This is a genomic window from Pseudomonas sp. JQ36 (assembly GCF_053851495.1).
In genome coordinates, this window is the sequence record NZ_CM132642.1 from 2,759,235 (window position 1) to 2,784,147 (window position 24,913).

Consider the following 24,913-nt stretch of genomic DNA (forward strand, 5'->3'; position numbering starts at 1 on the left):
CTAACAAATGTTCCTGTTAGTTGTGCGTGCCGGTGGTGCCGGTAGTACCGGTGGTGCCAGTGGTACCGCCGTTGGCACTTCCGCCGCTGTTGGACGCCGCGACTGCACTGGCAACCATTGCAGTACTGGCAGCAGGCGCTGTAGAAGCCGCAACACTGCCAGATACATTGGTCACCGCAGTAAGCGGCGCTTCAGCGGCGGACGCCCAGTTGCTCAACATCGTCAACAGGGCAATCGCCATCACTTTTTTCATATCAACTCCTTTCTAACATTCGACCTGTTAAAAACCGGCCTGAGTTAGCGGTGGTAGCGTTCAAGTCCGCGAAAAGCGCGAACAAGATCCGTCGTTCTTTCACAGTCTTACCCAACTGATAAAAGTCGAACGGCAGGTTTATATCTACGGACTTGCAAAAGGCATTTCCAGCGTATTTTCCCGACGATATCTAACAGCTGACCGAAACTAACATTCAGTATTAGAACGACATCATTCGAGATAACCGCGCGGATGATTCGATTGCCAGCGCCAGGTGTCGGCGACCATGTCCTGCAAACTGCGCGTGGCTTTCCAGCCGAGTTCTTTTTGCGCTTTCGAGGCGTCGGCCCAGCTCTCGGCGATATCCCCGCTGCGCCGCGGCATCACCCGGTACGGCACCGGACGTCCACTGGCCTGTTCGAAGGCGTGCAGCACTTGCATCACGCTGTAGCCGTCGCCGGTGCCGAGGTTCCAGGTATGTATGCCCGGGCGGTCGGCAATCGATTGCAAGGCTTTGAGATGGCCATCGGCGAGGTCGACAACATGGATGTAATCGCGCACCCCGGTGCCGTCGATCGTCGGGTAATCGTCGCCGAAAATCGACAGCTCCTGCAGGCTGCCGACCGCGACCTGGCTGATGTAAGGCAACAAGTTGTTGGGGATCCCGTTGGGATCTTCGCCCATGTGCCCGCTGGCGTGGGCGCCGATCGGGTTGAAGTAACGCAGCAAGGCGATGCTCCAGCGCGGCTCGGCCTGGCTCAGGTCGCGCAACACGTTCTCGACGATAAGCTTGGATTGACCATAGGGATTGGTCGGAATGCCGGTGGGGAAATCCTCGCGGATCGGCATCTCTTCAGGCTCGCCGTACACCGTGGCCGAAGAGCTGAACACCAGCCGGAACACCCCGGCTGCGGCCATCGCCTGACACAGCGTGATGCTGCCGCCGACGTTGTTCTCGTAGTAATCCAGCGGCTTGCGCACGCTCTCGCCGACGGCCTTGAGCCCGGCAAAATGCAGCACCGCGTCGATCGCATGCTCGCGGAAAATCCGATCCAGCAACACCCGGTCGCAGACATCGCCGCGAATCATCAACGCGCTTTTGCCGCAGATACCTTCTATAGCGTGCAATGCCGCATCGCTGCTGTTGCAAAGATTATCCAGTACAACAACTTCATAACCTGCTTCAAGCAGCGCAAGTGTGGTGTGCGAGCCGATATAGCCGGCGCCACCCGTTACCAGAGTCTTCATAGCGCGGTCCGTCATTGGATAAGTGACAAGTAGCCTGTCAAGTCCCTTTCATTGAATCTGTGGCGCACCACACAAATAAGGACGACAACAGCCTCAAACAAAATTAGTTCAACCACTGGCAATAAATATTTTTGCAGGTCAAACTGTATTGCCTGGTACTTATTAGCACCCCAAGTACACTCATCACTATCAACAGATACCGACTAAAAATAACTAATAACGTTGTTACCGACATCTCATAACATTGTCATGTTTTACCCCCTGCGCTAATTGCCATTAACAACCTGACTCAGGTATTAAAGTACTCGTTCAATAATCATTGAAACTTGTGCGCTTTCGTAAGTGCGCGCATCCGTTGCCTGTGTTCCATGACTGTCCAGGATACTTTTATGATTCGTAAATGTTTGTTCCCCGCTGCCGGTTACGGCACGCGTTTCTTGCCGGCAACCAAAGCCATGCCCAAAGAAATGCTGCCGATCGTCAACAAGCCGTTGATCGAATACGCCGTTGAAGAAGCACGGGACGCCGGCCTGCAACACATGGCCATCGTCACCGGTCGGGGCAAGCGTGCGCTGGAAGACCACTTCGATATCAGCTACGAACTCGAACACCAGATCCGCGGCACCGAGAAAGAGAAATTCCTCGCCGGCACCCGCGAGCTGATCGACACCTGCACCTTCTCCTACACCCGTCAGGTGGAAATGAAGGGCCTCGGTCACGCGATTCTCAGCGGCCGCCCGTTGATCGGCGATGAACCTTTCGCCGTGGTGCTGGCCGATGACCTGTGCCTGAACCTGGAAGGTGACGGCGTGCTGTCGCAGATGATTCAGCTGTACAAGAAATTCCGCTGCTCGATCGTCGCGATCCAGGAAGTCCCGGCCGACCAGACCCACAAGTACGGGGTGATCGCCGGCGAGCTGATCTCCGAGGGCATCTACCGGGTCAATAACATGGTGGAAAAACCGGCGCCGCAGGACGCGCCGTCGAACCTGGCGATCATCGGCCGCTACATCCTTACCCCGGACATCTTCGACCTGATCGCCGACACCCAACCGGGCAAGGGCGGCGAGATCCAGATCACTGACGCGCTGATGAAACAGGCGCAGAACGGTTGCGTGCTGGCCTACAAGTTCAAGGGCCTGCGCTTCGACTGCGGCGACGCCGAGGGTTACCTGCAGGCGACCAACTTCTGCTACGACAACGTCTACCTCAAGGGCCGCTGAGACGGCCCCCGCCCACTTCTCTTTTCAGGAGGCAACCCATGAACATGGCACAGCATGCAGCAGAGATTGAACGGGAGGTGGGCAACCTCGGGGCGGTGAGCTGGCTGTCGCACCATCAGCCGTTGCCCAGCGCCAACGAGTCGTGGCTGGGCAGTATTTTGCTGGTGGAGCGCATCGGCATGTTTCCGGCGTCCGGCGACATTCGCCGGATGCTGGCGGATCCCTATCCCCTGCTCGCCCATCTGAAACAACTATATGCCGAGCAGGCGCTGGAAATGGACGATCGTGATGGGCTGAAGGTGATCTTCAGCGACTGGCGCTTCCGCGTACGCCTGTGCTGCAACGAGCCGGCGATCATCATCAATGTCGAGACGCGGTGTGCCACGCAACTGATGCCGCAGAAGACTGCGGAGCTCCTGAGCCAGATAGATAACTTCAAATAAAGCACGCCCGTGTAGGAGCTGCGGCACGCTGCGATCTTTTGATCTTGTTTTCAAGATCAGGATCAAAAGATCGCAGCGTGCCGCAGCTCCTACAAGTCGCAACTGTCCGCGTTGATGCCACTGACGATCCAGCGATAGAAGTAATCGGCAATCACTTTCCCGCCCGTGGCCGGCTGCGGATGAATCTTGTCCGGGCCGATCATCGCCGCCGCATAGCTTTTGACGTCAGGGCCGAACGCGCATTGCAGATTGGCAAAACCCAGATGCTGCTCATGCGCCCACGGCTGCAGCACCTGCGCATACGCCGACATCGGATAGGCGCTTGAGCGCGTGGTGTCCTGACGCATGATCAGGTTGATGCTCGCCGCCGGTTGGATCTCCCGGATCATCGTTACCAGGCCCTGAACGTTCTGCAGATACTCCGCAGGTTTGACGCCGAAGCCTTGGTCGTTACCGCCGAGCATGATCAGATAAACGTCGGCGGGGATCTTCGACACGGCGGCTTTCCACTGCACCTGCCATTGCGGGTCGCGGTGATAGAAGTCCGCCGAGGCCGCGCCCGAAGCTGCCAGTTTCGAAACCCGCACGCCGTTCTGTTCGTTGCTCATCCACAAGCCAAACAAGGTCGGTGCGCCCTTCACCACTTCCAGTTTGAACGACCAGTCTGCGGCTGAAGAGAGACCTGCGAGCGGTACTTCCTGTACGCCCGCACCCTTGAGCGTCAACGGTTGCCAGTCTTCCGAGGGTGTCCACCGGTAGCGCAGCTCACTGGCTTCGCCGTTGCCCAGGTAGAGCAATTTCGCCTGGGTGACTTTGGTGTCGATGGCGGGTGTCGGGCTGGCATCGATTTGCAGCCAGGCACCGGGCTTGCCGGTTACCGTGCGGCTGTCGGGGCTGGCCTGACCGAGACCGGACACCTGCCAGCCACCACCGAAGTACTTTTCGCTGCTGCGGGTGTATTTGAAATGCGTGCCGCCCAGCGCCGCGCCGTGGTTGAAGCCGACATAACCGGGGCCGGCAAAACCGACCTCGCCGGCCACGCGCTGCACCAGTTTGTTCAGGTAGAAATCCTGCCCGGCGCTGTAGCTGTCGCCGATCACCGAGACCGACAAAACCTTTCCGGCCTTGCCTTCGCGCCACTGCGCAAAGCGCTCGCGGGCATCGCCCACTTCCACCACCGACGCTGCGACGGGCTGAGCGTCATTTACTGCCAACATGCATTATTTCCTTCAGTCTGGAATGCGGGGACTGGAGTACGACCCAGATCCATTGTAGGAGTGAGCCTGCTCGCGATGGCGTTGGTTCAGACGGTGCAACTCTGATTGACAAACCGCTATCGCGAGCAGGCTCACTCCTACAGAGATTGCGGTCATCTGCTGAATCTGTGTCCAGCACCGAAAACTGTGGGAGCGGGCTTGCTCGCGAAGCTTTTCAACTATTGGCCGGCACCACCGGAGCAATGCTCGCCAGCGGTTTTTTCTTCGCCGCGCGCTCGCCCAAAAACAGCACCGAAGTGACATTGAAGCGACTGAAAATCATCGACAGCACCACCGGCCCCAACAGACCAGACAGCAGTCCGCTGAGCACCAGAATGCTTTCGTCTTTCACCCCCAGCCGTCCCATGACAAACCGCGAAGTCGCCGCGAACAACACATGGAACAGAAAGATCGCGTAAGAGTAGCCGCCCAGCCAGGTCAGCCACTTCGAGCGCATGTCACTCGACAACAAAGCGATGCAGGACACGCAGCCGACAGTCAAGCCGATCAGGCTGCGGCGGTCGACGATCAACTCACGGTCAATCGCCGCTACATACAGCAGCGTCAGCGAAATCAGCACAAACACTAGCGGCCCGATCACCTTGAACCGTTGCTTCAACGCCTCGACATTTTCCTGGCCGATCATCCCCGCCACAAAAAACGGCAGCAGGTAAATCGCACCATTGATGCCGAACGCATCGAGCTTGAACGGCGGCAACAGAAACACTGCCGCGGCGAAGGCGAACAGCAGATACAAGCGCGTCATCGAGCGCAGCATCCCGCGCCATTCCAGCAGACCGACGAACATGAAAATGATGAACACCGCCTGCAGGAACCAGAAGTGATTGACCGGTACCCAGAACGACAGCAACGCATCGATTACGCCGACGTCCTTGTTCACCCCCGGCCCCACCGCCTGCAATACCGAGAACGGCACGCCGACGCAAAACAGCGGCACGATCAGCCGTCGCACCTTGCCGCTGAAGAACGCGGAAAAGTCATTGCCACGGATTTTGTAGATCGAATAGATGTAGCCGGAAATAAAGGTGAACAGCGGCATGCGCACGTACACCATCGAGTCGGCGATCACTCGGAACGGCGAGCCGAGATCGATTTTCAGCCCTCCGCCCAACGGGCCAATGACGTGATAGAGCACCAGCAGCAGGCACGCCAGACCACGCAGGGTTTCGATCTCCAGCGATTTTTTCTTGCTCGACATAAACACCTGCCTCAATTCAGAACTCGTGATTCAACCCGCACCGGTTTGTTCGCGCGCAACATCAGGCCCAGACCGACAAACAGCACCGGCACCACCATGGAAAAGTGCCGGGCGAAGGAACCGAAGTCTGGCTCGAACAGGCCTTGCACCAGCAGGAACGCCAGCGGAATCGCGATCAGTTCCTTGGGTTTGGTTTCGATCGGCGCGCCTTTGTAATCGGTGGAGGTGATGACTTTGAACAGCAGCAGCGCGGTCATGATCATCAGCGCCACAAAGATCACCTGGCCCGGCCCGGACAACAGAATCAGCTCCACCGGGAACGACAACCGGAAAAAGATGATCATCGAGTCCAGCGCCTGCGAGACGAAGTCACTGCCGCTGAGCCACGAGACGATCAGCGATTTCGAGCCCTCCTCGCCCGCCGTGCGCAACTCGTTATTGCTGGCGCGAATCGATGACACCGGGAAGCCCAGCGCCAGTTGAATCGCCATGGCCACCGCCAGGTAAAACAGGAACAGCATCAGGAAGAAAGTGAAGCGCGACACGTACTTTTTCATCACGCAGACGCCGACCCACGACAGCGAAAACAGAATCCAGTAAGGCCGGATCAGCACGCCGTAGATCACCGCCGACAGAAAAAATCCGCCGCGGTACTTACGCGTCAATGCACTGAACAAAATGCTCAGCACCGCCACCGAAACGATGATTTCCTTGGTCAGGTTTTCCAGGAAAAACGAGCGCACCACGCCCCACAGGCACAGGGTGCCGAAGATCGCCAGCGGCATGCGCCGGAACACCACCACTGGAATCGCCGTGAGGAAGAAGTTGCAGAACATCCCGTAGGCCCAGGCGTTGGTCAGGTTGATCCCGGTGGGCCGCAGCAGGAACGCCGAACATTCATAAGAGGAGCGATCCGGCGAGAACGGGTTCCAGAAATTGCAGTTGTCGGCGCGGGCGTAGGACGACCACAAGGTCATGGCATCCGGGCCCGGAGCACGCGGGATCAACAGCGGCATCGCCACCGACAGAAACAACCCGGTGAACAGAATCAGGAACGACAGCGAAGAATCGAGTTTGCGTCCGCGAAACTCGATGCACGGCAACTTCAACCCCATGCCAGCGCCCCTTTGGCACGGGTCGCGCGGGTCAGCACGGCGATTACCCCGAGTTGCACGATGATCGCGAAGACATTGCCCCACGCCGCGCCATAAATCGAATAATGCTTGATCAGCAGGTAGCTGACCGGCACCGACACCAGCAAGCAAATCGCCGCGCTGGCGAATGACACCCGACTGTTTTTCGAAGCGATCAGACCACCCCAGACGATGTCGCCGATGGCCCGCAAGGCAAAGGAAAAGATCAGCACACCAAGGATCGCGTTGTCCGGACGCGGCACGCTGGTGGCGACGTAATCGAGCACCACGTTGAAGAACAGATAGATCAGCACCGCCACCGCCGCCGACACCACTAACGAGCGCATCACCCATTTGTTGACGAACAATTGCCGGACGGTGAACGCCTGCTGATCCGCCTGAAACCGCTTGGCCAACACCGGAATACCGACCACCGCCACCACTGCGTAAGACAACGCCTGCAAGGTGTTCGCCGCCGACCACGCGTACACGTATTTACCGAGGCTGGCGTAGGGTTCGAGGTCGGCAATCAGAAAGCGCTCGGCGTACTGACTGAGCGCGATCAACCCCGTGCCGAAGTAGAATGGCAACCCGGCCTTCCACACGGTCGCCGTCGTCAACGCCGCGCTGACCCGGCCCTTGTGCACGTTCACCACGATCAGGTAACCGGCGACGATCACCAGCACGTTGGCGGCCACCCACAGCCACAGCACACTGGCGATTCCGGAGACCCAGCCAAGCATCATCCCGCCCACCGCCAGCAGCGCCCAGAGACCGGTCTTGATGAAGAACAGCAGCGCACCCGCCGTGGCTTTCTGTGCAGAAAACACGAACGAGTTGATCTCGAACGACAGGTGTTCGGTAAGCAGCACCAGCGTCACGCAGAGGATCAACGCGGTGCTCGCCTCGACCTGCTGGAACAGCGAGTAAATCCCCACCGTTACCAGCGACAGCAGCAGCCCCACCGCAAGGTAGAGCAGCAGGACTTTGTCGACCACCCGCCGCGAGCTGCCGCCAACGCTGATCAACCGATTGATCTCGGAACTGAAACCGACGCTGTAGAACTTCGAGGCGATCAGCGACGCTGCGACCACCACGCCATAAAACCCCAGCGCTTCGTAGCCCAGGTAATGGGTGATGGCCAACACCAGCAAGAACTTCGCGCCCAAGGCTCCGCCGCGCAGCAGCAAGCGAAATATCATCGAACGACGCCTTTGATGATCTCGTCCATCATCACTGTCTTGGCTTCGATTTCGCGGCAAGTGTCGGTCAGGCGCTTGCCGAAATTTGACAGGGCGTTCGGCGCGTACACGGTGTCGATGATCTGCTCGACATTGATGTCGCCGCCGTTGATCACCCAGTCTTCCACGCCCATGTCCTGATAGGCGCCAAAGCCTTTGCGCTCGTAGCTGATGTGGTACGCCGGGACACCGGACAGCAGCGACTCGATGGCGCCGTGCAGGCGCACCGAAATCACCAGGTCCGGCTGATATTTGGCAATCGTCGCCTTCAACGGCAGCAGATCTTCGGTGATGCCCAGCTCACGATAGAACGCACCGTCATCGTTGCCGCGAACGGCACTTTGCACCGCGCAGACCACTTTGCTTTTGTTCTTCAGGCGCTGCAGCAGCAGCTTCAGGTTGGCGACGTAGGCGACCTTCTTGTCCTTGCTCCACTCCGGCGGCTTGCGCAGCACCACGCACACCGTGGCCGGCGATGCGGCGCAGCGGGTGAACTTCGGTTGCTGAAGGATCTTGCTGGCCAGTGACTGCACCGCCAGATCCGGCGCGCGGTAGACGTTTTCGCAGGCATCGAACATCGCCGAGGAACGGTTATCGCGCACGAACACCGCGTCGGCGCTGGCGTAGTGATCGACGATCTTGCGGCTCTCGCCATGGAACGGGCCGATGCTTTGCGGCAGGTACACCGACGGCACCTTGCTGAGGATCGCCGTTTCCAGTTGCTTGGCGTGGCCGAGTTTCAGCTTGATGTGTTCGAAGGCACTTTTCGAGCGCATGTAGCCGCCACCGACGCCGACGATCAGATCGGTCTTGCGCAACAGATCCGCCAGCCCGGCATACGACTGATTGAGGAACACCGCCTGCTTGACCCGCCCCAGGCCCTTGGCTGCCATCACCGGCGCGTCGAAACGCGGGTGCGGCAAGTAGGCGAAAGACTGCGGGTCGGACGCCACGACATTGATCGCGGTGTCCTCGCCAAAGTTGCGCTGCACCAACGCGATGGCCAGATCGACGAGCAGGCCGTCACCGGAGTTGGAGGCACTGTAGCCATGCAAAATCGTTACGTTCATAAGCTGAGTTCTACTTAATAAGTGGGAGCGCAATACACGTCGTAGGTCTGGCGGATCATCAGCGCGGCGCTGAAACGCTCGCGCACGATGTTCCGGCCTTCACTGCCGAGGTCGAGCAACCGCGGCTTCTGGATTCGCGCCAGCACATCGGCCAGCGCCTGGTGATCACCGGTGGGAAAGACGTAGCCGGACACTTCATGGGTGACCAGTTCGGGCAGCGACGTGCAGTTACTGGCGATCACCGGCAACCCCATGGCCATGCCTTCCAGCGGCACCATGGCAAAACCTTCCCAGCGGCTCGGAACGATCAACGCGTCGGCCTGCTGATACAGCGCCTGCACTTCGGCTGGCGTGACCCACGGCAGGTACTCGACGGCGTCCATCTCGGGGCACTCGACCTTGTCCTCGTTGACCGCACTGCCGACCACCGTCAGTTTCAGATCACTGCGCTGCACCTTGGCAAAGGCCTTGAGCAACACGTCGAAACCTTTCTGGTAGTCCAGACGACCGACGAACAGCAGATGAATCGGCGCGGGGCTCTCGGCCTTCGGCGCTTCGTCGCGTTGGTGGATGCCGTTGTAGATCAGCTTCATGCGCTTGCGCTGAATGCCGAACCGCGCCGCCTTGTCCATTTCGTAACGGCTGACGCAAATGATCACGTCGGTGACTCTTTGCAGGACCCGCTCGATCCACGCGTAGAGCTTCTGCTTGGTCGGCGAGCTTTCCATCAGGAACGAAAAGGCGTGCGGGCAGTAGACGATTTTCGGCTTGCGCCAAGGCCGCAGAAGCACGCAGACCACGCGGCCGATCACCCCGGAAAAGGTGCTGTGCAAATGCACCACATCGGGTTTTTCCTTGAGCATCACTCGGGTCAGTTGCCAGGCAAATCGCAGCAGCGAACGCACATCCCGCCCGCTGCGTTCGAAGGTGCGAATCTGCTGTGCATCGATGCCGTGCAGCTCTTTTTTCTGGTCGAGCGGCACCAGGTAGACCAGCTCGTAGTTCGAGTCATGGCCTTCGGGCGACGCCGAGATGGTGCGGATAACGGTGGCGACTCCACCTTTTATCGTTTCAGCCACGTGCAGTATTTTCTTCACAACCCACCCACTTTCATGCCTGTTGGAACGTCCCTGAATCTCAGGATTTGTCCGACGCGTATTCGTAGTTGTAATAGCCGTAGCTGCCATTGCCGTAATAACTGGCAGCGCGCTTCTCGACGCCGTTGAACACCGCGCCCTTGAGCTCGATGCCGTTCTGCGCGAAGCGGCGAATGGTCGCTTCAATTTCCTTGGCCGGGTTTACCGCAAACCGGGTGACGATCAGGCTGATGCCGGCTTCGCGCCCGACAATCGCCGCGTCGGTCACCGCGAGCAATGGCGGCGTATCGATGATCACCACGTCGTAGCGTTCACTGAGTTCGGCCAGCAGATCGCGGAAATTGGCGTGCATCAACAGCTCGGAGGGATTGGGTGGAACCTGGCCACGGCTGATGAAGTGCAGGTTGTCGATTTCCACCGTGTTGACCGCCTGCTCGATGCTGCAGCGCTTGACCAGCAGATCCGACAGGCCATTGGCGATCGGCACATTCAACGTCTTGTGCAGGTGGCCCTTGCGCATGTCGGCGTCGATCAGCAGCACGCGCTGACCGCTCTGCGCCATGACCGCTGCGAGGTTGGACGAGACGAAGGTCTTGCCGACCTGTGGGCTGGGGCCGGAGATCATGATGCGGTTGTTGGTCGAGTCCAGCGCGGCAAAGTGCAGACAGGTGCGCAGGCTGCGGATCGATTCGATGGACAGGTCGGTCGGGTTGCGCAGGGCCAACAGATAGGCCGGCGTCTCGGCGGTGCTTTTGACCCGGCCCTTTTTCGTGTCCTCGTCGCGCTGCAAGGCGCTGTAAGGAATCGAGGCGTACACCGGCAGCCCGAGCTGCTCGATGGCTTCCGGCCCCTCCAGACCTTTGCTCAACGATTTGCGCAACAGCACCAGGGCCACCCCGACAAAGGCGCCGAGGAACGTTGCGATCAGCACGATCAAAGCTTTTTTCGGTTTGACCGGACTGCTCAGGTCAACATCCGCCGGATCGATCAGGCGCACATTGCCCACCGCCCCGGCACGGACGATGTCCAGTTCCTGGGACTTGTTCAGCAACTGCGTGTAGATCTGCGAAGCCACTTCCACATCGCGGGTCAGGTTGAGCAATTCCTGCTGGGTGGCCGGCAGATCGCCGACCTTGCCTTCCAGCGACTTCTGCTGCTGGGTTAATTCACCGATCTGCGACATCAGCGCGCGATATGCCGGATGCTGTTTGGTGAACTTGCGATCCATTTCCGCCTGCTGCATTTTCAGCTCGGAAATCCGCGTTTCCAGCGCCACGGACTGACCGAGCACCGATTGCGTTTCCATGGAAATGTTCACGGTCTTGCCATGGGTCTGATAGGCGTTGAGCGCATCGCTGGCTTTGGCCAGATCGCGTTTGACCTGCGGCAACTGGCTTTGCAGGAACGCCAGGCTCTGCGCCGCTTCCGCCGAGGTGCGGCGCACGTTCTGATCGACGTACAGCGCGGCGATCTTATTGAGGATCTTCACCGCCTCGGCCGCATCGGCGCTGGCCAGTGCCAGACGGATAATCCCCGACTCTTTACCTTGCTCGGAAATATCCAGCGCATCCTGGTAACCCTGAATGGTCACGATCCGTGGATTGCGCACCACTTCGAAACGGGCACCCGGATTGGCTTGCAGGCGCTCGATCAAACCCTCGACGCCATCCTGGGCGAAGGCTTCGCCGGCGACGCCCTCGACCAGCAGGTTGTCGTTGTCATCGAGCAACTGAAAATGCTGTTGTTCGCCAGCAATCAGGGTGAGCTTCTTGCCCAACAGTTCTTTGGGCAGATTGAGCCGGGCGAACTCCAGACGCTCACCGCCCCAGGCGTAGCTGTTGAAGCCAAAACGCGGCGGCGCCACGCTGAACTCGGTTTCACCGCGATAACGCCGGGCGAGAAAACCGCCGATGACCGGGAAGGTGTTGGGGGTGACGTCAATGTCCAGGCGCAGGTCATCGACAGTTTTGCCGATCACCGCGCGGGACTTGATGATGCCGATTTCGGTCACCGACGGCGATTGCCCGCCAAGCATGCTGCTGAGGTCGGAAAAGCCGAGCATGTCGTTCTTTTTCGGTTCGACCTGAACCAGCGCGTTCGCCAGGTACACCGGCGTCGCCAATACCGCATAGGCAACGCCGGCGGCCATGAAGGCACCGGTGAATGCACCGATCAGCCATTTCTGGTCGATCAAACTGCCGAATATGCCGAGAAGATCAATACTGTCTTGATTGTCATCACGGTTGGCGATTACTGACGGTAACTGCATAAGTCTTTCTTACCATTCACTGATCTGAAGAATATTCATCAATGTCCGAGGCGCTGCGCCCACGAGCTAACAGCATCTTCAATCAATGCATGGGCATGAATAAAAGCGGCCTTACCTTGACGATACGGATCCTGTATTTCTCGTTCGCTCTGCCACTTGCCGAGAAGAAATACTTTGCCCCGGGCGTGCGAGGCAATCTTCAGCACCTGATTCACATGTTGTTTTTCCATGACCAGAATCAGGTCTGATTCATTGACGATATCGGCGGTCAATTGCCGGGCCTGGAAACCTTCGGCGCTGTGCCCGTGGTCTTCCAGCACCTGACGTGCCGACGCCTCCATACCTTCGCCAACCCGCGCAGCGAGGCCTGCGGAAGTCACCGAGATGGTTGAGGGGGTCAGCGCGTTACGCAGCAGAAGTTCTGCTGTCGGACTTCGGCAAATATTGCCAACGCACACGACAAGGATCTTTTTGAACAAGGTTTACATTCCTGTGTAATATCATTCTGCCAACATCTAGAGCGGATCTTAATGAACCCACTAGATCATTCTGCACTCAGAAATAGATTCGCCCTGTTAGTACCAGCGTATTAAGTACCACAGGGTCAAAAGCCGCCAAAACACAATTACCGGACTAAAAATAACTGTGATTTTCAGGTTGGCTTTTCCTGACAAAAAATAACATTCATGCACTAAGCACTCTTGTCAGTTTCGAAACTGGAGTAAGGGGATAACTATTCGTCGTTGTCATTCTCATCCGGAGAGCAGACATGAAATCAGCCCATCTCAAACAGCTCGGCGCCTCGGCGCTGCTGGCACTCAGTGTTGCCACTCATGTTCACGCCAGTGAACTGTTTCCCAATCTTCCCGCCAGGACCATCGGCGTCCAGGTGAAGATCCAGAACTTCACCGCCGACGACGCCGCCAACATCAAGGCTGCCGGCTTCAGCTTCGTACGTTTCGGGGTATGGAGCGACAGCCTCAGCGCCAAGGCCTATCAGAAACAGGTCAGCGACGCATTCGCCGCCGCCCGGGCCGCTGGCCTGCCGGTGCTCCTGACCGTGCGCGCGATCAAGCCATTGACTGCAACGCCGGCCAACACCAATGAACTGGCGACGGCGGGCGAAGCATTTGCCAACGCCCTGACCAACCTTGAAACCACCTACAGTTCGCAGCTGGTCGCCATCGAGATCTGGAACGAGCCGGATCTGGAAACCTACTGGCCAACGCGCAATTTCGACACGACGTTTGTGCCGTTCATGAGTGCTGTGTGCAAAACACTTCAGGACAAACCGCAGTCCGCACCGCGAATCGGCTACGGTTTCGCGCGGCCGCCAACCGCCGGTTCGGCGTCCACCGTGGCGTTGAACCGCATCGTCAGTGAGCACCCCAAATGCCTGAATGCGATTTCCTACCACCCCTATGGCATGACGGCTACGCAGATCAGCAACGCGCAATCGTTCATCCAGCAGAACTTCCATCTGCCGGGGGTCATCAGTGAATGGGGAATTTCGGCGCTCGGTTCCAACGGCGGGATTGAAGGGCAAGCCAGCAAAGTCGGCGCGTTCATAGCCGACGTCAAAAGACTGAACATTCCGCTGACCTCGATCTATGAATGGAAAAACAGCGACTCGGGCAGCAATGAACGGGAGAAGAACTTCGGCTTGCTGACCTCGGACGGCCAGCCAAAACCCGCGAGAGCGGCGGCCGAATTGCAGCTCAACGCCCAATAAGTCAGCGGCAACTGGCCTGGTCACAGGTCAGTTGCTTTGAACCTGCGGCCGATTTTGGCATCGTATTCATCGATACCGCGCCCCACCGTTCAAACAGCCGTTCTCAGGTTGTTGCCCCCGGGGAACCCGTTACGCCTTGATGCCCTTGAGTGGCCGTCAGCGCTCGGGTAATGTCGTCAAACCCACAGGACAGAGCACACCCATGACTTCCAAGCTGGAACAACTCAAACAGATGACCACCGTGGTTGCCGACACCGGCGACTTCGAAGCGATCGCCCGGGTCAAGCCGGTCGATGCCACCACCAACCCTTCCCTGCTGCTCAAGGCAGCCGCCATCCCGGCCTACGCCGAGCTGCTGAACGCCTGCGTCAGCGACTGCAAGGGTGACGTGGGCCTTGCCAGCGACCGCTTCGGCGTCGCCGTGGGCCAGGAAATTCTCAAAGTGATTCCGGGCCGGATTTCCACCGAAGTGGATGCGCGCCTGTCGTTCGACCAGGACGCCGTGCTCAAGCGCGCGCATCGCCTGATCGAGCTGTACGACAAGGCCGGCGTCGGTCGTGACCGTGTACTGATCAAGATCGCTTCGACCTGGGAAGGTATCCGCGCTGCCGAGATCCTCGAGAAGGAAGGCATCCAGACCAACCTGACCCTGCTGTTCTCCTTCGCTCAGGCTGCCGCTTGCGCTGACGCCGGGGTGTTCCTGATCTCGCCGTTCGTGGGCCGCATCTACGACTGGTACAAAAAGGCCAACGGCAACGACTACACCGGTGCCGATGATCCGGGCGTGCAGTCGGTCACGCGCATCTACAACTACTACAAGGCCAATGACTACAAGACCGTGGTCATGGGTGCCAGCTTCCGCAATCTGAGCCAGATCGAGCAACTGGCCGGCTGCGACCGTCTGACCATCAGCCCGGACCTGATCGACAAGCTCGCGGCAGACACCGGCAAACTGGAGCGCAAACTCGCCCCGGGCCACGCCGGCGAAGCGCGCCTGAGCCTCAACGAAGCACAATTCCGCTGGCTGTCCAACGAAGATGCGATGGCTACCGAGAAACTGGCCGAGGGCATCCGTCAGTTCGCCCGTGACCAGGAGAAGCTTGAGGCGCTGTTGCAGGCCAAGCTGTGATCTGAATCGCTGAAATGCAAAAAGGGCGAACCCGGTTGGGTTCGCCCTTTTTTTGTGCCTGTGTCCCGTCCTGAATAAGGTTTACACCTTCTGATCTGTTTTTCAGGAGGACGTAATGGAATCAGCAAAAAGGCGTAGTCAGCGAGACTACACGCTGACCTTTAAATTGTCGGTCGTCGATCAGGTCGAAAAAGGCGAGCTGAGTTATAAAGAGGCTCAGGAGCGCTACGGGATTCAAGGCAAAACGACCGTTCTGACGTGGTTACGCAAGCACGGTCGGCAGGATTGGAGCCCAGGCAGATACATTGGCTCGCCGAGGATGGGGTCTATGCCCGACAAAAACCGACCATTAACGCCAGAGCAACGCATCAAAGAGCTTGAAGAGCAGTTAGCTCTGTCCAATCAGAAAGCGCAGTTTTTCGAGGCGGTCGTGGATGTCTTGAAGAATGACTACGGTCTCTCTGTCGTAAAAAAGCGTCCCGGCAAGTCCTCGCGCAAAAACGAATCAAAAACCTGAGCATCAGCAGGGCTTGCCAGTTCATGGGGATAAGCCGACAGGCTTACTACAAACGCAATCGCGCCGATGCTGCTCGTCTGGGGCTGGATCAGAAGGTTGCCGATTTCGTTCAGCAAAAACGTCAGCGGCAGCCGCGTTTGGGCACCCGAAAGCTGCATTACTTGCTGCATTGCCAGCCCCAACTTGAACTGCAAGTGGGTCGAGATCGGCTGTTTTCGATTCTGCGGGAAAGACGTTTATTGGTAGCTCGCAAGCGGTCTTATCACAAGACGACCAATAGTCATCATCGCTTTCACCGCCACCCGAACCTGCTCAAGCCAGGTCCTGATCAGGTTGTTCCAAGCGGCCCGGAACAAGTCTGGGTGGCTGACATCACCTATTTGCCCACTCAGGACGGTGTGGCCTATCTGAGCCTGGTAACGGATGCTTTTTCGCGAAAGATCGTGGGCTATCACGTCCATGAAAGCCTTCACACCGAGTCGGTAGCACAGGCACTGCGCCGGGCGGTAAAGCACCGTCGGACAGAGCAGCCGTTGGTGCATCATTCAGATAGAGGTATCCAATATTGCTCGGGGATGTACCAAGCGTTGCACGCGAAGTACGGTATTCGATGCTCAATGACGGACGGCTATGACTGCTACCAAAATGCCTTGGCAGAGCGGGTCAACGGGATATTAAAGACAGAGCTTATGCTCCAGCGACCACAGGATTTAACGCAGGCGAAGAAGATGGTGAGTGAGTCGGTATCGATCTACAACGGTGAGCGTCCGCACCTGTCTTTGAAATACAAAACGCCCGATGCGGTGCATCGGGCGTCAGGGTGAAACAGGTGTAAACCTATTTCAGGACTAGACACTGCTGGATTATTAGTGTTTTGGCGAGAGCTATCGCGAGCAGGCTCACTCCTACAGTGGATCTGTAGATTACTCAAGATTATGCGTCGAATGAGAAACCCTGTAGGAGTGAGCCTGCTCGCGATAGGGCCAGCAGGCCCTACCCACATTTCAGGCCATCAATGGCGCTCGAGGGCATTCACCAGATCATGGAAGGCTTCACGATTGGAGTCGTTCAGGCCCATGAGGATCTTGTGCGCTTCGAGCACCTTGATCCGCACCACTTCTTCTGACTGATCCTGATCCGGCAGGTCGTCCAGGCACTCGGGGCACGGCACCGGGTGGTTGACGATGTTGAACACCTGCTCGAAGCCCATCGACTGCAGCAGACGGGTAATGTCTTCGTGGGTGGTGACGACGGTCGGCAGCAGGCCGACCTTTTGCCGCGACAGGATCGACAGCTTGGCCAGCAGGCCCAGGGTGGTGCTGTCGATGCTGCGGGTTTCGGTCAAATCGATCACGATCGCGTTGAAATTCAATGCGGTGAAGATTTTCTCAATAGTCGCATCCAACGCCGAACACAGGGTCAGGCGAACTTCACCGACGAACTTCAGGACGAAGGTGCCGTCCTGCTCGGCGAACTGGATTCTACCGGTACTCATTGAAGGTTCCTGCTCAACACCAACAGGGCGATATCATCCGGCATCTCCCCTAGCGTGGCCAATCCAAACACTTGCCGCAGACCATCCAGGCTGCCGCCCGCCGCCTTCACCCGTTGGGGCAAAGCGGCTTCTTTATCTTTGAGCGTAGGTTCTGGCAATAGATCCAGAATACCGTCAGACATCAGCGTCAGGCTGAACGTCGGTGGCAGCTCAAGCACGTGATCTTCGTAGGTGGCCTCGTTGAAAAGGCCCACCGGTAAACCGCGGCCTTCGAGGTAACGAACACTGTCAGGCGTGTACAACACAGGCAACGGCAGATGGCCGCCGATGCTATAGGTCAACAAACCGGTCTCCTCGTCGATGACTCCACCGACCATTGTGACGTGTTTGCCCAGCTTACAACTGATCAGCCCCCGGTTGATATGACCAAGGACTTCCGAAGGCTTGAATTCCGGCAAGGTGCCGTTGCGCTTGGACTCGAACAGCAGGCGCGTGGTCATGAACTTCAGCAGCACCGTGACGAACGCTGAAGAGGCGCCATGCCCCGATACGTCGGCCAGGTAGAACGCCACCCGACGCTCGTCGACACGGAAGTAGTCGACAAAATCACCCGACAGGTACAACGACGGGATGATCTGGTGGGCAAACTGGAACTCATCGATGCGCCACGGGCTTTCCGGCAGCATGTTCATCTGCACCTGGCGACCGGCGTTCTGGTCTTCCTGGAGCAGGTTCAGGCTGGCTTCGAGCTCGCGGTTGGCCTTCTCCAGCTTCTCGCGGTAGCGCTGGTTCTCCAGCAACAGGCGCGCACGATCCAGCGCGCGACGCACCGAATGCTCGAGCACGGCCAGGTCTTCGAGAGGCTTGATCAGGTAGTCCGCCGCACCGAGGCGCAGCGCCTCGACCGCGTCGTTCATCACGCCGGCACCCGAAACGACGATCATCGGCGTTTGCGGTGAGCGCTCGGTGACCTGACGGATGAGTTCGAGACCGCCCATCTGCGGCATGCGCAGATCGCAGATGACCAAGTCGGGCTTGTCTTGCTCGAATACCTGAAGACCCTGTTGGCCGTTGCTGGCCTGCAGGACGCTGAAACCACTGTCTTCCAAATAGGCCGCGAGGCTCGCGCGCACTACTTCGTCATCATCGATTATCAGCAGCGTGGCACTGGTTTTTGGCATGTGGGCAAACGGCGCCAGAATTAGGTTGGCGTAGCAGGCGGGGCATTGGCCCGGCTCAGACTACTGGATTCGCTTTCTAGCCTCTCTGCTGCACCGCTTTCGAGCATTGAGCCGGAACGCGATTGCACCAGAGGTGCCCTTCTAAGGCGCAGACGGTACTCCCATCCGCGGGGCGTTTCAAGCATGCGCCGATGGTCGCTTGACGACTTTACTTGTCAAATCACCGAGAGTTATAAGAACAGCTCAAACCGTAACCCAATGGAAGGTCGAAGCCATGAGTCAAACCGGTCGGGACTACAGCGAAAAGCGCGATTTCATCCGCATGCGGGTCGATGCCGATGTGGTGTTGATTCATGAAGGTGATGAGATCGCCGGCGTGTGCATCGACCTCTCCAGCAGCGGCATGCAGGTCGAAGCGCCGCGCCAGTTCGCGGTCGGTGACCGTTTGAGCGTGCGCATCGATTCCGATCATGCGGCGCTGAGCGGGCTGGAGGCGGAGACCGAAGTGGTCTGGGTCAAGTCCCAGGACGGCGCCAGCCAGAAGCTCGGCCTGACCATTCTGAAGATGAAATAAGCGCACACAAAAAAGGCGGCCTCATGGGCCGCCTCCTTGTCATCGGTCGAGATTAAAAATCGTCTTCGACCTGACCATCCTTCACTTTGAACTCGCGGTTCTGCAAGTAAGCGTTGCGGATGAAGGTGTACTTGTCGCCGCTGATCAGCTTCTCGCTCGACAGCAGGCTGGCGCGAGTGTCGACGATGTTCAGGCCGAAGATCGAGTTACGCGTCGGCACGTCGTCGATGTAGCGGTACATCCCGGTGAAGCTGTCGACGTATTTCGACGGCGCGTCACGCAGGGTGCTTGGGCCCATCAGCGGCAGCATCACATAAGGACCGCTGCCGACGCCCCAGTAGCCGAGGGTCTGGCCGAAGTCTTCGTCGCTGCGGTTCAGGCCCATCTTGGTGCCGACATCGAAGAAACCGAGCAGGCCGAAAGTGGTGTTGAAGATCAGGCGAGCGGTGTCGACGCCAGCGGCAGCGGGCTTGGCCTGCAGGATGTTGTTGGCAAGGTTGGTGACGTCACCGACGTTGCGGAACATGTTGTGGATGCCGTCTTCGAGGAACTGCGGCGTCACGAACTCATAGCCCTGCGCCAGAGGCTTCAGCGCATAGGTGTCAACGAAGTCGTTGAACTGGAAGATCGGGCGGTTGACGCTTTCCCAAGGGTCTTCTTCCGTTGCCGCCTGAGTGGCGAACGGCGCCAGCAACAGACCGGCACATACACTTAGCTGAGCGAGCGGATAGCTCCAGCGCATAGAAAAACTCCTTGGATTTGTACTGTCGCGGACATCGGAGCCCGGGCATTAAGGCCGCTAGTATAAGCGCAAAAGCCTGTTTGGACAGTCGGCCAATTGTGCAAAGTTGTAGGAGGCTTCCCACACCGCGCGTCACATAGCAGTCACGCAACTGTCACCTGGAATGACTAGCCTAATCGCTATTTCAGGGACGTAGCCATGTCACATGCCGAAACCTTGCCCCTCGCCGCGCCCGGCCTGACAGCCGTACTGTTCGGACTCAGCGGCTGTCTGGTGGATTTCGGTGCGCGCGCCCGGCAACAGACGATCGCCTTGCCCGAACATACCGAGGCCACGCCAGGTGCGCTTGACAGTCTGCACAGCTTGCAGCGCCAGCAAATTCCCTGCGCCTGGCTGGATGACCTGCCCCCTGCCCTCGCCCAATCGTTGTCGGCCGCACTGCCAGCGTCAATCAAGCCTGCGCAACATTCGGCAACAATCAATCCATGGCCCGCGCCGAATGCCTGCTGGCAAGCCCTGATGGATTTAAATGTCGGCAGCCTGGACGGTTGCGTTCTGGTCAGCGGCGAGCCGCGCCTGCTGCAATCGGGCCTCAACGCCGGGCTATGGACCATCGGCCTGGCGTCCTGCGGTTCGCTGTGCGGCCTGTCGCCGAGCGAGTGGCAAGCGCTGAGCCAGAACGAACGCGACCAACGACGCGGCAAGGCAACCCTGCAGTTGTTCGGGCTGGGCGTGCATTCGGTGATCGATCATCTGGGCGAACTCGACACCTGCCTGGCCGACATCAACCTGCGCCGCCTCAAGGGCGAAAAGCCCTGACCGGGATCATGCAGGTTGCAGCAGAGTGGATTAATCTAAAGGTCAGCCATAGACCTTTGGCGCGCGGCTGCGGTCAATGCCAGTGCCTCTTGATAAAAGGAACCCCACCATGCCCGCCCAAGAACTGCAAAAACAACTCGACACCCTGCGCGAGCAACTGGAGCAGAATCCGCCGCTAACCGAAGCCGAGCGTGAAGATCTGCATGCGCTGATGGCGCAGATCGAGTCGGAAATCGAACTGGAAAGCGTCACGCAGGAAACCAGCATCGCAGACGGTGTGAACCTGGCGGTGGAACGCTTTGAAGTTGAACACCCGGCCATTGCCGGCACCCTGCGCAATATCGTCAATGCGCTGGGTAGCATGGGCATTTGACTGCCCTGCGCTGAAACGCAAAAAGCCCTGCCAGCGATGGCAGGGCTTTTTCATTTCCACAACTTGAAACGCATTCCAATGTGGGAGCGGGCTTGCTCGCGAAAGCGGTCTGTCAGCCAATGCATCATCGACTGACAGACCGCTTTCGCGAGCAAGCCCGCTCCCACAATTCAGATGTTTATTGGCGGACCAGACGGTGGTTCGGCAGTTGTTCCGCTTCAGTGCTGCGATACGGGTTGATGTCGAGCCCGCCGCGACGCACATATCGTGCAAACACCGTGAGCTTCTCCGGCTTCAGCAAACGCTGCAGGTCGAGGAAGATCCGCTCCACGCACTGTTCGTGGAAGTCCGAGTGTTGGCGGAAGCTGACGATGTATTCCAGCAGACTGGCGTGATCCAGCGCCGCACCGCGATATTCCACCACCACGCTGCCCCAGTCCGGCTGACTGGTCACCGGGCAGTTCGATTTGAGCAGATGGCTATGCACGGTCTCTTCGACAATCTTCGAATCATCGCAACGCAGCAGCTCCGGACGCGGATGCTCATAGTTGCTGACGCTGATGTCCAGATCATCAATGCACACGCCCGGCAACGCCACGACGCCTTCGGCTTCGACGTCCTTCAGGCTGCGTACACGTACGCCGACCGGTTTGCCGGCAGCGGCCGACAGGTCCTTGACCAGCGTCGCTTCCAGGCTGGCGGTGTCGGCAAACGAAGTCTGGTTCAGCGAGTTCAGGTACAGCTTGAACGACTTCGATTCGATGATGTTCGGCGAATCGGCCGGAATACTGAATTCACCGATCGCCACCACCGGTTTGCCCGAGGGCAACAGCCACGACAGCTCAAAGCAGTTCCAGAAATCCACACCTTTATACGGCAGGGTTTCGGCGGTCAGCCCCAGTTCGGCCCATTTCGCGGTGCGCGGAATCGGGAACAGCAAGGACGGCGTGTACGTGGCGATGTATTCGCTGGATTTGCCCAGCGGCGAATGTTCGGCTGCGGGATGCATGGCGGAAACCTGACTGAATAATCAGCGGATTCTATCAGCCTTTGCGCCCGCCTTTGAGTGCTTACTGACTGACAGTCAGTTTGCCGACCATGCCCGCCTGGTAGTGACCGGGAATATTGCAGGCAAATTCCAGACTGGTGGCTTTGCTGAAAGTCCAGGTCAGCTCGGCGCTCTTGCCCGGGTCGACCAGCACGCTGTTGGGGTCGTCGTGCTTCATGCCGTGGCCCATGCTGCCGTGATCCATGCCTGCCATGTCGTGGGACATTTCTTTCATGCCGGTAGGCGTGAGCATGCCGCTTTGCTGCATCTGCAACATTTCCTGCTGGTGTCGGGCATGCATCGCCGCGTCACCGAGGTTGAATTCGTGCAGCAACTGACCTTTATTCACCAGCACAAAGCGAACCGTCTCACCGGCCTTGACCTGAATCGCCTTGGGCTCGAACGACATGTCGTTCAGCACCACCTCGATGCTGCGGGTGGCCTGGGCCGCCGGGGCCGGCTGGCCGAAGTCATAGCTGTGCGCGGGCGCGGCCCAGACAGGTGAACTCAGCGCCAGCAAACAGGCGGCAACGGCCAGAGGGTTGCGCAAAAACATAGTCATACTCCAACAAGATAAGGTTCAGCCTGTGGGAAACTCTAGCCCGCGTGCGCTGGCAGCTACCTGACAGGCAGATTACAACTTTGTCAGGTTGGCGCGTGTCGCCTGCTCCCACGGTATAACGCCTTTGTTCCTACAACCCGAGCCGCCCATGAAACTGCTGATCGTCGAAGACCAACCGAAAACCGGCCACTACCTGCGCCAAGGCCTGACCGAGGCCGGCTTCAACACGGAACTGGTGGCCGACGGCGTCAGCGGTCAGCAACTGGCGTTGAGCGGTGATTATGCGCTGTTGATCCTCGACGTGATGCTGCCCGGGCGCAGTGGCTGGCAGATTCTGCAAGCAGTGCGCAGCGCCGGCCTCGACACACCGGTGCTGTTTCTCACCGCCAAGGACGCCGTGGAAGACCGGGTGCACGGCCTCGAACTCGGCGCCGACGATTACCTGGTCAAACCCTTCGCCTTTTCCGAATTGCTGGCCCGGGTGCGCAGCCTGCTGCGCCGGGGCAGCGCGACGCCGCAGGAAACCAGCCTGCAACTGGCCGACCTGCGTCTGGACCTGATTCGCCGCCGGGTCGAACGCAATGGCCAGCGCATCGACCTCACCGCCAAGGAATTTGCCCTGCTGGAAATGCTTCTGCGCCGCCAGGGTGAAGTGTTGCCGAAATCGCTGATTGCCTCGCAGGTCTGGGACATGAACTTCGACAGCGACACCAATGTGATCGAAGTCGCGATCCGCCGCCTGCGCCTGAAGATCGACGATGACTTCCCCAACAAACTGATCCACACCGTGCGCGGCATGGGTTACGTGCTTGAAGAGCGTCCGGCCTGATGCGTCGCCTGTCCCTGAGTTCTCGTCTGGCCTTGCTGTTTGCCGCCTGCACTGCCGTGGTCTCGCTGTTCGCCGGTGTGCTGTTCAACCGTGCCAGCGAGGCGCATTTCATTGAGCTCGATCAGCAATTGCTCGATGGCAAGCTGATTGGTCTGCGCCGGGCCTTGCAGGATGTGCAACCCGCTCAGCGTGAGGCGCGGCTGGCGGATGAGCTGAGCCGTCAGGCCGATCTGGCGCTGCGTATTACCGGCAGTGACGGCCAGCGCTGGTACGACAGTTCGACGCAGATCCCCACGGATTTGCCGAAACAATCCGGCCTGGCGACCGTGAGTCAGCAAGGCACTGACTACCGCGTGCTCAACGCCCCGCTCCACCCGGATCAACTCGATTCGCCGCAACTGACGCTGCTGCTGGACATCACCCATCACCAGCACTTCCTGCAGCGCATGCAGCATCTGATCTGGCTGACCATCGGCTTGTCGGCCCTGGCCACTGCGCTGCTCGGCGCGTGGGCCGCGCGCAGCGGTTTGCGCCCGTTGCGCCGTATGAGCGCAGTCGCCCGTGGGATTTCTGCGCATTCGCTCAACGCCCGACTGCCGGAAGCGCAAATGCCGCCGGAGCTTGCGCAAATGGCCCACAGCTTCAACGCCATGCTCGGACGCCTCGATGACTCGTTTCAACGGCTGTCAGCGTTCTCGGCCGACATCGCCCATGAACTGCGCACACCGCTGTCGAACTTGCTGACCCACACCCAAGTCACCCTCACCCGCCCACGACCGCTCGAGGATTACCGCGAAGCCCTGCACAGCAACCTCGAAGAACTGCAATGGATGGCACAACTGGTCAACGACATGCTCTATCTGGCCAAGGCTGACCATGGTTTGCTGATGCCTAAGCGTGAGGTGCTGGAGCTGGCGGATGAGAGCGATGTGTTGCTGGAGTTTTTCGCGCCACTGGCCGAGGACGCCGGGGTGACGCTGAGCCGCGAAGGTCATGCGCGTATAGAGGGCGATCGCAGCATGCTGCGCCGGGCCTTGTCGAATCTGCTGGATAACGCGCTGCGCTTTACTCCGGCGGCGGGCAGCGTGAGGCTGTCCATTGTCGATCAACTGGATGCCGTGCAGGTGTCGGTGGAGAACAGTGGCGAGGGCATTTCAGCAGAGTTGTTGCCGCGGCTGTTTGACCGGTTTTATCGGGCGGATCCGGCTCGGCAGGAAGGCAGCAGTGAGCATGCGGGGTTGGGGCTGGCGATTACCCAATCGATCGTCCGCGCGCATGGTGGGCAGATTCATTGCGAATCGGCTGCGGGGTGGACGCGGTTTGTGATTGAGTTGCCCAAGAAGGATTGAGGCCGACAGTTCCGGCCCCTTCGCGAGCAAGCCCGCTCCCACATTGGATCTGCGTTAACCCTGAATTTGTATCACTGTGGGGGTTAGCTAGCCACACAGGGGATCTGTGTC

The 24,913-nt window shown here is 58.8% G+C and carries 24 protein-coding genes and 1 pseudogene; 10 read left to right on the forward strand and 15 right to left on the reverse strand.

Translation table 11 applies throughout. The features are described 5' to 3' along the window. Nucleotides 1-16: 16 nt before the first annotated feature. Entirely contained in the window at nucleotides 17-253 is a 237-nt protein-coding gene (locus tag ACS4NR_RS12320) for a hypothetical protein (RefSeq protein ID WP_003226528.1), read from the reverse strand. A 231-nt stretch (nucleotides 254-484) separates the two neighbouring features. Then, nucleotides 485-1,501, reverse strand: coding sequence for a UDP-glucose 4-epimerase GalE (gene galE / locus ACS4NR_RS12325; RefSeq protein WP_456020253.1), 1,017 nt, complete (start codon nucleotides 1,499-1,501; stop codon nucleotides 485-487). A gap of 389 nt (nucleotides 1,502-1,890) precedes the next feature. Here galE and galU point away from each other — a divergent pair, with 389 nt between their 5' ends. Both galU and ACS4NR_RS12335 read left to right on the forward strand, forming a co-directional pair. After that, the gene (gene galU / locus ACS4NR_RS12330; RefSeq protein WP_027611481.1) at nucleotides 1,891-2,724 is read left to right on the forward strand and encodes a UTP--glucose-1-phosphate uridylyltransferase GalU; all 834 of its coding nucleotides are present in this window, start codon (nucleotides 1,891-1,893) and stop codon (nucleotides 2,722-2,724) included. Between the two features lie 38 nt (nucleotides 2,725-2,762). Then, nucleotides 2,763-3,167 carry a mannose-1-phosphate guanylyltransferase gene (locus tag ACS4NR_RS12335; RefSeq protein WP_456020254.1) on the forward strand — a complete coding sequence of 135 codons (405 nt, stop codon included), beginning with the start codon at nucleotides 2,763-2,765 and terminating at the stop codon, nucleotides 3,165-3,167. Nucleotides 3,168-3,256: 89 nt separating this feature from the next. Here the strand turns inward: ACS4NR_RS12335 and ACS4NR_RS12340 are convergent, their stop codons facing one another. The 8 genes from ACS4NR_RS12340 to ACS4NR_RS12375 all read right to left on the reverse strand — a co-directional run bounded on the left by ACS4NR_RS12340 (nucleotide 3,257) and on the right by ACS4NR_RS12375 (nucleotide 12,931). Next, nucleotides 3,257-4,384, reverse strand: a complete 1,128-nt coding sequence (locus ACS4NR_RS12340; protein ID WP_456020255.1) for a GDSL-type esterase/lipase family protein — start codon at nucleotides 4,382-4,384, stop codon at nucleotides 3,257-3,259. 214 nt (nucleotides 4,385-4,598) lie between these two features. Further along, nucleotides 4,599-5,642, reverse strand: a complete 1,044-nt coding sequence (locus tag ACS4NR_RS12345) for an acyltransferase family protein (protein WP_456020256.1) — start codon at nucleotides 5,640-5,642, stop codon at nucleotides 4,599-4,601. Nucleotides 5,643-5,653: 11 nt separating this feature from the next. Next, a complete protein-coding gene (locus tag ACS4NR_RS12350) occupies nucleotides 5,654-6,757 on the reverse strand; it encodes a hypothetical protein (protein ID WP_414905024.1) in 1,104 nt (367 codons plus the stop codon). Beyond that, on the reverse strand, nucleotides 6,748-7,977 hold the full coding sequence (locus ACS4NR_RS12355) for a phosphoribosylaminoimidazole carboxylase (RefSeq protein WP_456020257.1): 1,230 nt from the start codon (nucleotides 7,975-7,977) through the stop codon (nucleotides 6,748-6,750). The genes ACS4NR_RS12350 and ACS4NR_RS12355 overlap by 10 nt, the downstream gene beginning before the upstream one ends. Further along, nucleotides 7,974-9,086, reverse strand: a complete 1,113-nt coding sequence (locus ACS4NR_RS12360; protein ID WP_456020258.1) for a polysaccharide pyruvyl transferase family protein — start codon at nucleotides 9,084-9,086, stop codon at nucleotides 7,974-7,976. Before ACS4NR_RS12360 ends, ACS4NR_RS12355 begins: the two co-directional genes overlap by 4 nt. Nucleotides 9,087-9,100: 14 nt before the next feature. Next, nucleotides 9,101-10,183: a glycosyltransferase gene (locus ACS4NR_RS12365; protein ID WP_115986930.1), complete on the reverse strand. Its 1,083-nt coding sequence runs from the start codon at nucleotides 10,181-10,183 to the stop codon at nucleotides 9,101-9,103. Nucleotides 10,184-10,223: 40 nt separating this feature from the next. Next, on the reverse strand, nucleotides 10,224-12,452 hold the full coding sequence (locus ACS4NR_RS12370; protein ID WP_115986929.1) for a polysaccharide biosynthesis tyrosine autokinase: 2,229 nt from the start codon (nucleotides 12,450-12,452) through the stop codon (nucleotides 10,224-10,226). 38 nt (nucleotides 12,453-12,490) lie between these two features. Next, nucleotides 12,491-12,931, reverse strand: a complete 441-nt coding sequence (locus ACS4NR_RS12375) for a low molecular weight protein-tyrosine-phosphatase (RefSeq protein ID WP_003226547.1) — start codon at nucleotides 12,929-12,931, stop codon at nucleotides 12,491-12,493. Between the two features lie 290 nt (nucleotides 12,932-13,221). On the opposite strand from ACS4NR_RS12375, the gene ACS4NR_RS12380 reads away from it, so the two are divergent. The 3 genes and pseudogenes from ACS4NR_RS12380 to ACS4NR_RS12390 all read left to right on the forward strand — a co-directional run bounded on the left by ACS4NR_RS12380 (nucleotide 13,222) and on the right by ACS4NR_RS12390 (nucleotide 16,682). Next, nucleotides 13,222-14,184 carry a cellulase family glycosylhydrolase gene (locus ACS4NR_RS12380; RefSeq protein WP_095139873.1) on the forward strand — a complete coding sequence of 321 codons (963 nt, stop codon included), beginning with the start codon at nucleotides 13,222-13,224 and terminating at the stop codon, nucleotides 14,182-14,184. A 202-nt stretch (nucleotides 14,185-14,386) separates the two neighbouring features. Continuing rightward, complete coding sequence (tal, locus tag ACS4NR_RS12385) at nucleotides 14,387-15,313, forward strand: transaldolase (protein ID WP_115986927.1); 927 nt, start codon at nucleotides 14,387-14,389, stop codon at nucleotides 15,311-15,313. A gap of 115 nt (nucleotides 15,314-15,428) precedes the next feature. Then, nucleotides 15,429-16,682: pseudogene (locus tag ACS4NR_RS12390) on the forward strand (IS3 family transposase). 160 nt (nucleotides 16,683-16,842) lie between these two features. On the opposite strand, the gene rssC reads toward ACS4NR_RS12390, so the two are convergent. Together rssC and rssB are read right to left on the reverse strand one after the other, a co-directional pair. Then, nucleotides 16,843-17,325 (reverse strand): anti-sigma factor antagonist RssC, encoded by a 483-nt coding sequence (gene rssC / locus ACS4NR_RS12395; RefSeq protein ID WP_003226553.1) that lies wholly within the window; start codon nucleotides 17,323-17,325, stop codon nucleotides 16,843-16,845. Further along, on the reverse strand, nucleotides 17,322-18,506 hold the full coding sequence (rssB, locus tag ACS4NR_RS12400) for a two-component system response regulator RssB (protein ID WP_095140052.1): 1,185 nt from the start codon (nucleotides 18,504-18,506) through the stop codon (nucleotides 17,322-17,324). Before rssB ends, rssC begins: the two co-directional genes overlap by 4 nt. Before the next feature lie 274 nt (nucleotides 18,507-18,780). Here rssB and ACS4NR_RS12405 point away from each other — a divergent pair, with 274 nt between their 5' ends. Next, nucleotides 18,781-19,080 carry a PilZ domain-containing protein gene (locus ACS4NR_RS12405; protein WP_095140051.1) on the forward strand — a complete coding sequence of 100 codons (300 nt, stop codon included), beginning with the start codon at nucleotides 18,781-18,783 and terminating at the stop codon, nucleotides 19,078-19,080. Nucleotides 19,081-19,132: 52 nt separating this feature from the next. Here the strand turns inward: ACS4NR_RS12405 and ACS4NR_RS12410 are convergent, their stop codons facing one another. After that, nucleotides 19,133-19,822: an MlaA family lipoprotein gene (locus tag ACS4NR_RS12410; protein ID WP_166497676.1), complete on the reverse strand. Its 690-nt coding sequence runs from the start codon at nucleotides 19,820-19,822 to the stop codon at nucleotides 19,133-19,135. Between the two features lie 198 nt (nucleotides 19,823-20,020). On the opposite strand from ACS4NR_RS12410, the gene ACS4NR_RS12415 reads away from it, so the two are divergent. Both ACS4NR_RS12415 and ACS4NR_RS12420 read left to right on the forward strand, forming a co-directional pair. After that, entirely contained in the window at nucleotides 20,021-20,641 is a 621-nt protein-coding gene (locus tag ACS4NR_RS12415) for an HAD family phosphatase (protein WP_115986925.1), read from the forward strand. A gap of 109 nt (nucleotides 20,642-20,750) precedes the next feature. Then, a complete protein-coding gene (locus tag ACS4NR_RS12420) occupies nucleotides 20,751-21,014 on the forward strand; it encodes a DUF4404 family protein (protein WP_103368827.1) in 264 nt (87 codons plus the stop codon). A gap of 178 nt (nucleotides 21,015-21,192) precedes the next feature. Here ACS4NR_RS12420 and queF read toward each other — a convergent pair whose 3' ends face one another. Next, nucleotides 21,193-22,023, reverse strand: a complete 831-nt coding sequence (gene queF / locus ACS4NR_RS12425; protein WP_456020259.1) for an NADPH-dependent 7-cyano-7-deazaguanine reductase QueF — start codon at nucleotides 22,021-22,023, stop codon at nucleotides 21,193-21,195. A 61-nt stretch (nucleotides 22,024-22,084) separates the two neighbouring features. Further along, complete coding sequence (gene copI, locus ACS4NR_RS12430; protein WP_456020260.1) at nucleotides 22,085-22,618, reverse strand: copper-resistant cuproprotein CopI; 534 nt, start codon at nucleotides 22,616-22,618, stop codon at nucleotides 22,085-22,087. A gap of 154 nt (nucleotides 22,619-22,772) precedes the next feature. On the opposite strand from copI, the gene ACS4NR_RS12435 reads away from it, so the two are divergent. After that, nucleotides 22,773-23,453 carry a heavy metal response regulator transcription factor gene (locus tag ACS4NR_RS12435; protein ID WP_095140045.1) on the forward strand — a complete coding sequence of 227 codons (681 nt, stop codon included), beginning with the start codon at nucleotides 22,773-22,775 and terminating at the stop codon, nucleotides 23,451-23,453. Then, the gene (locus tag ACS4NR_RS12440; protein WP_456020261.1) at nucleotides 23,453-24,802 is read left to right on the forward strand and encodes a heavy metal sensor histidine kinase; all 1,350 of its coding nucleotides are present in this window, start codon (nucleotides 23,453-23,455) and stop codon (nucleotides 24,800-24,802) included. The genes ACS4NR_RS12435 and ACS4NR_RS12440 overlap by 1 nt, the downstream gene beginning before the upstream one ends. Nucleotides 24,803-24,913: the final 111 nt, after the last annotated feature.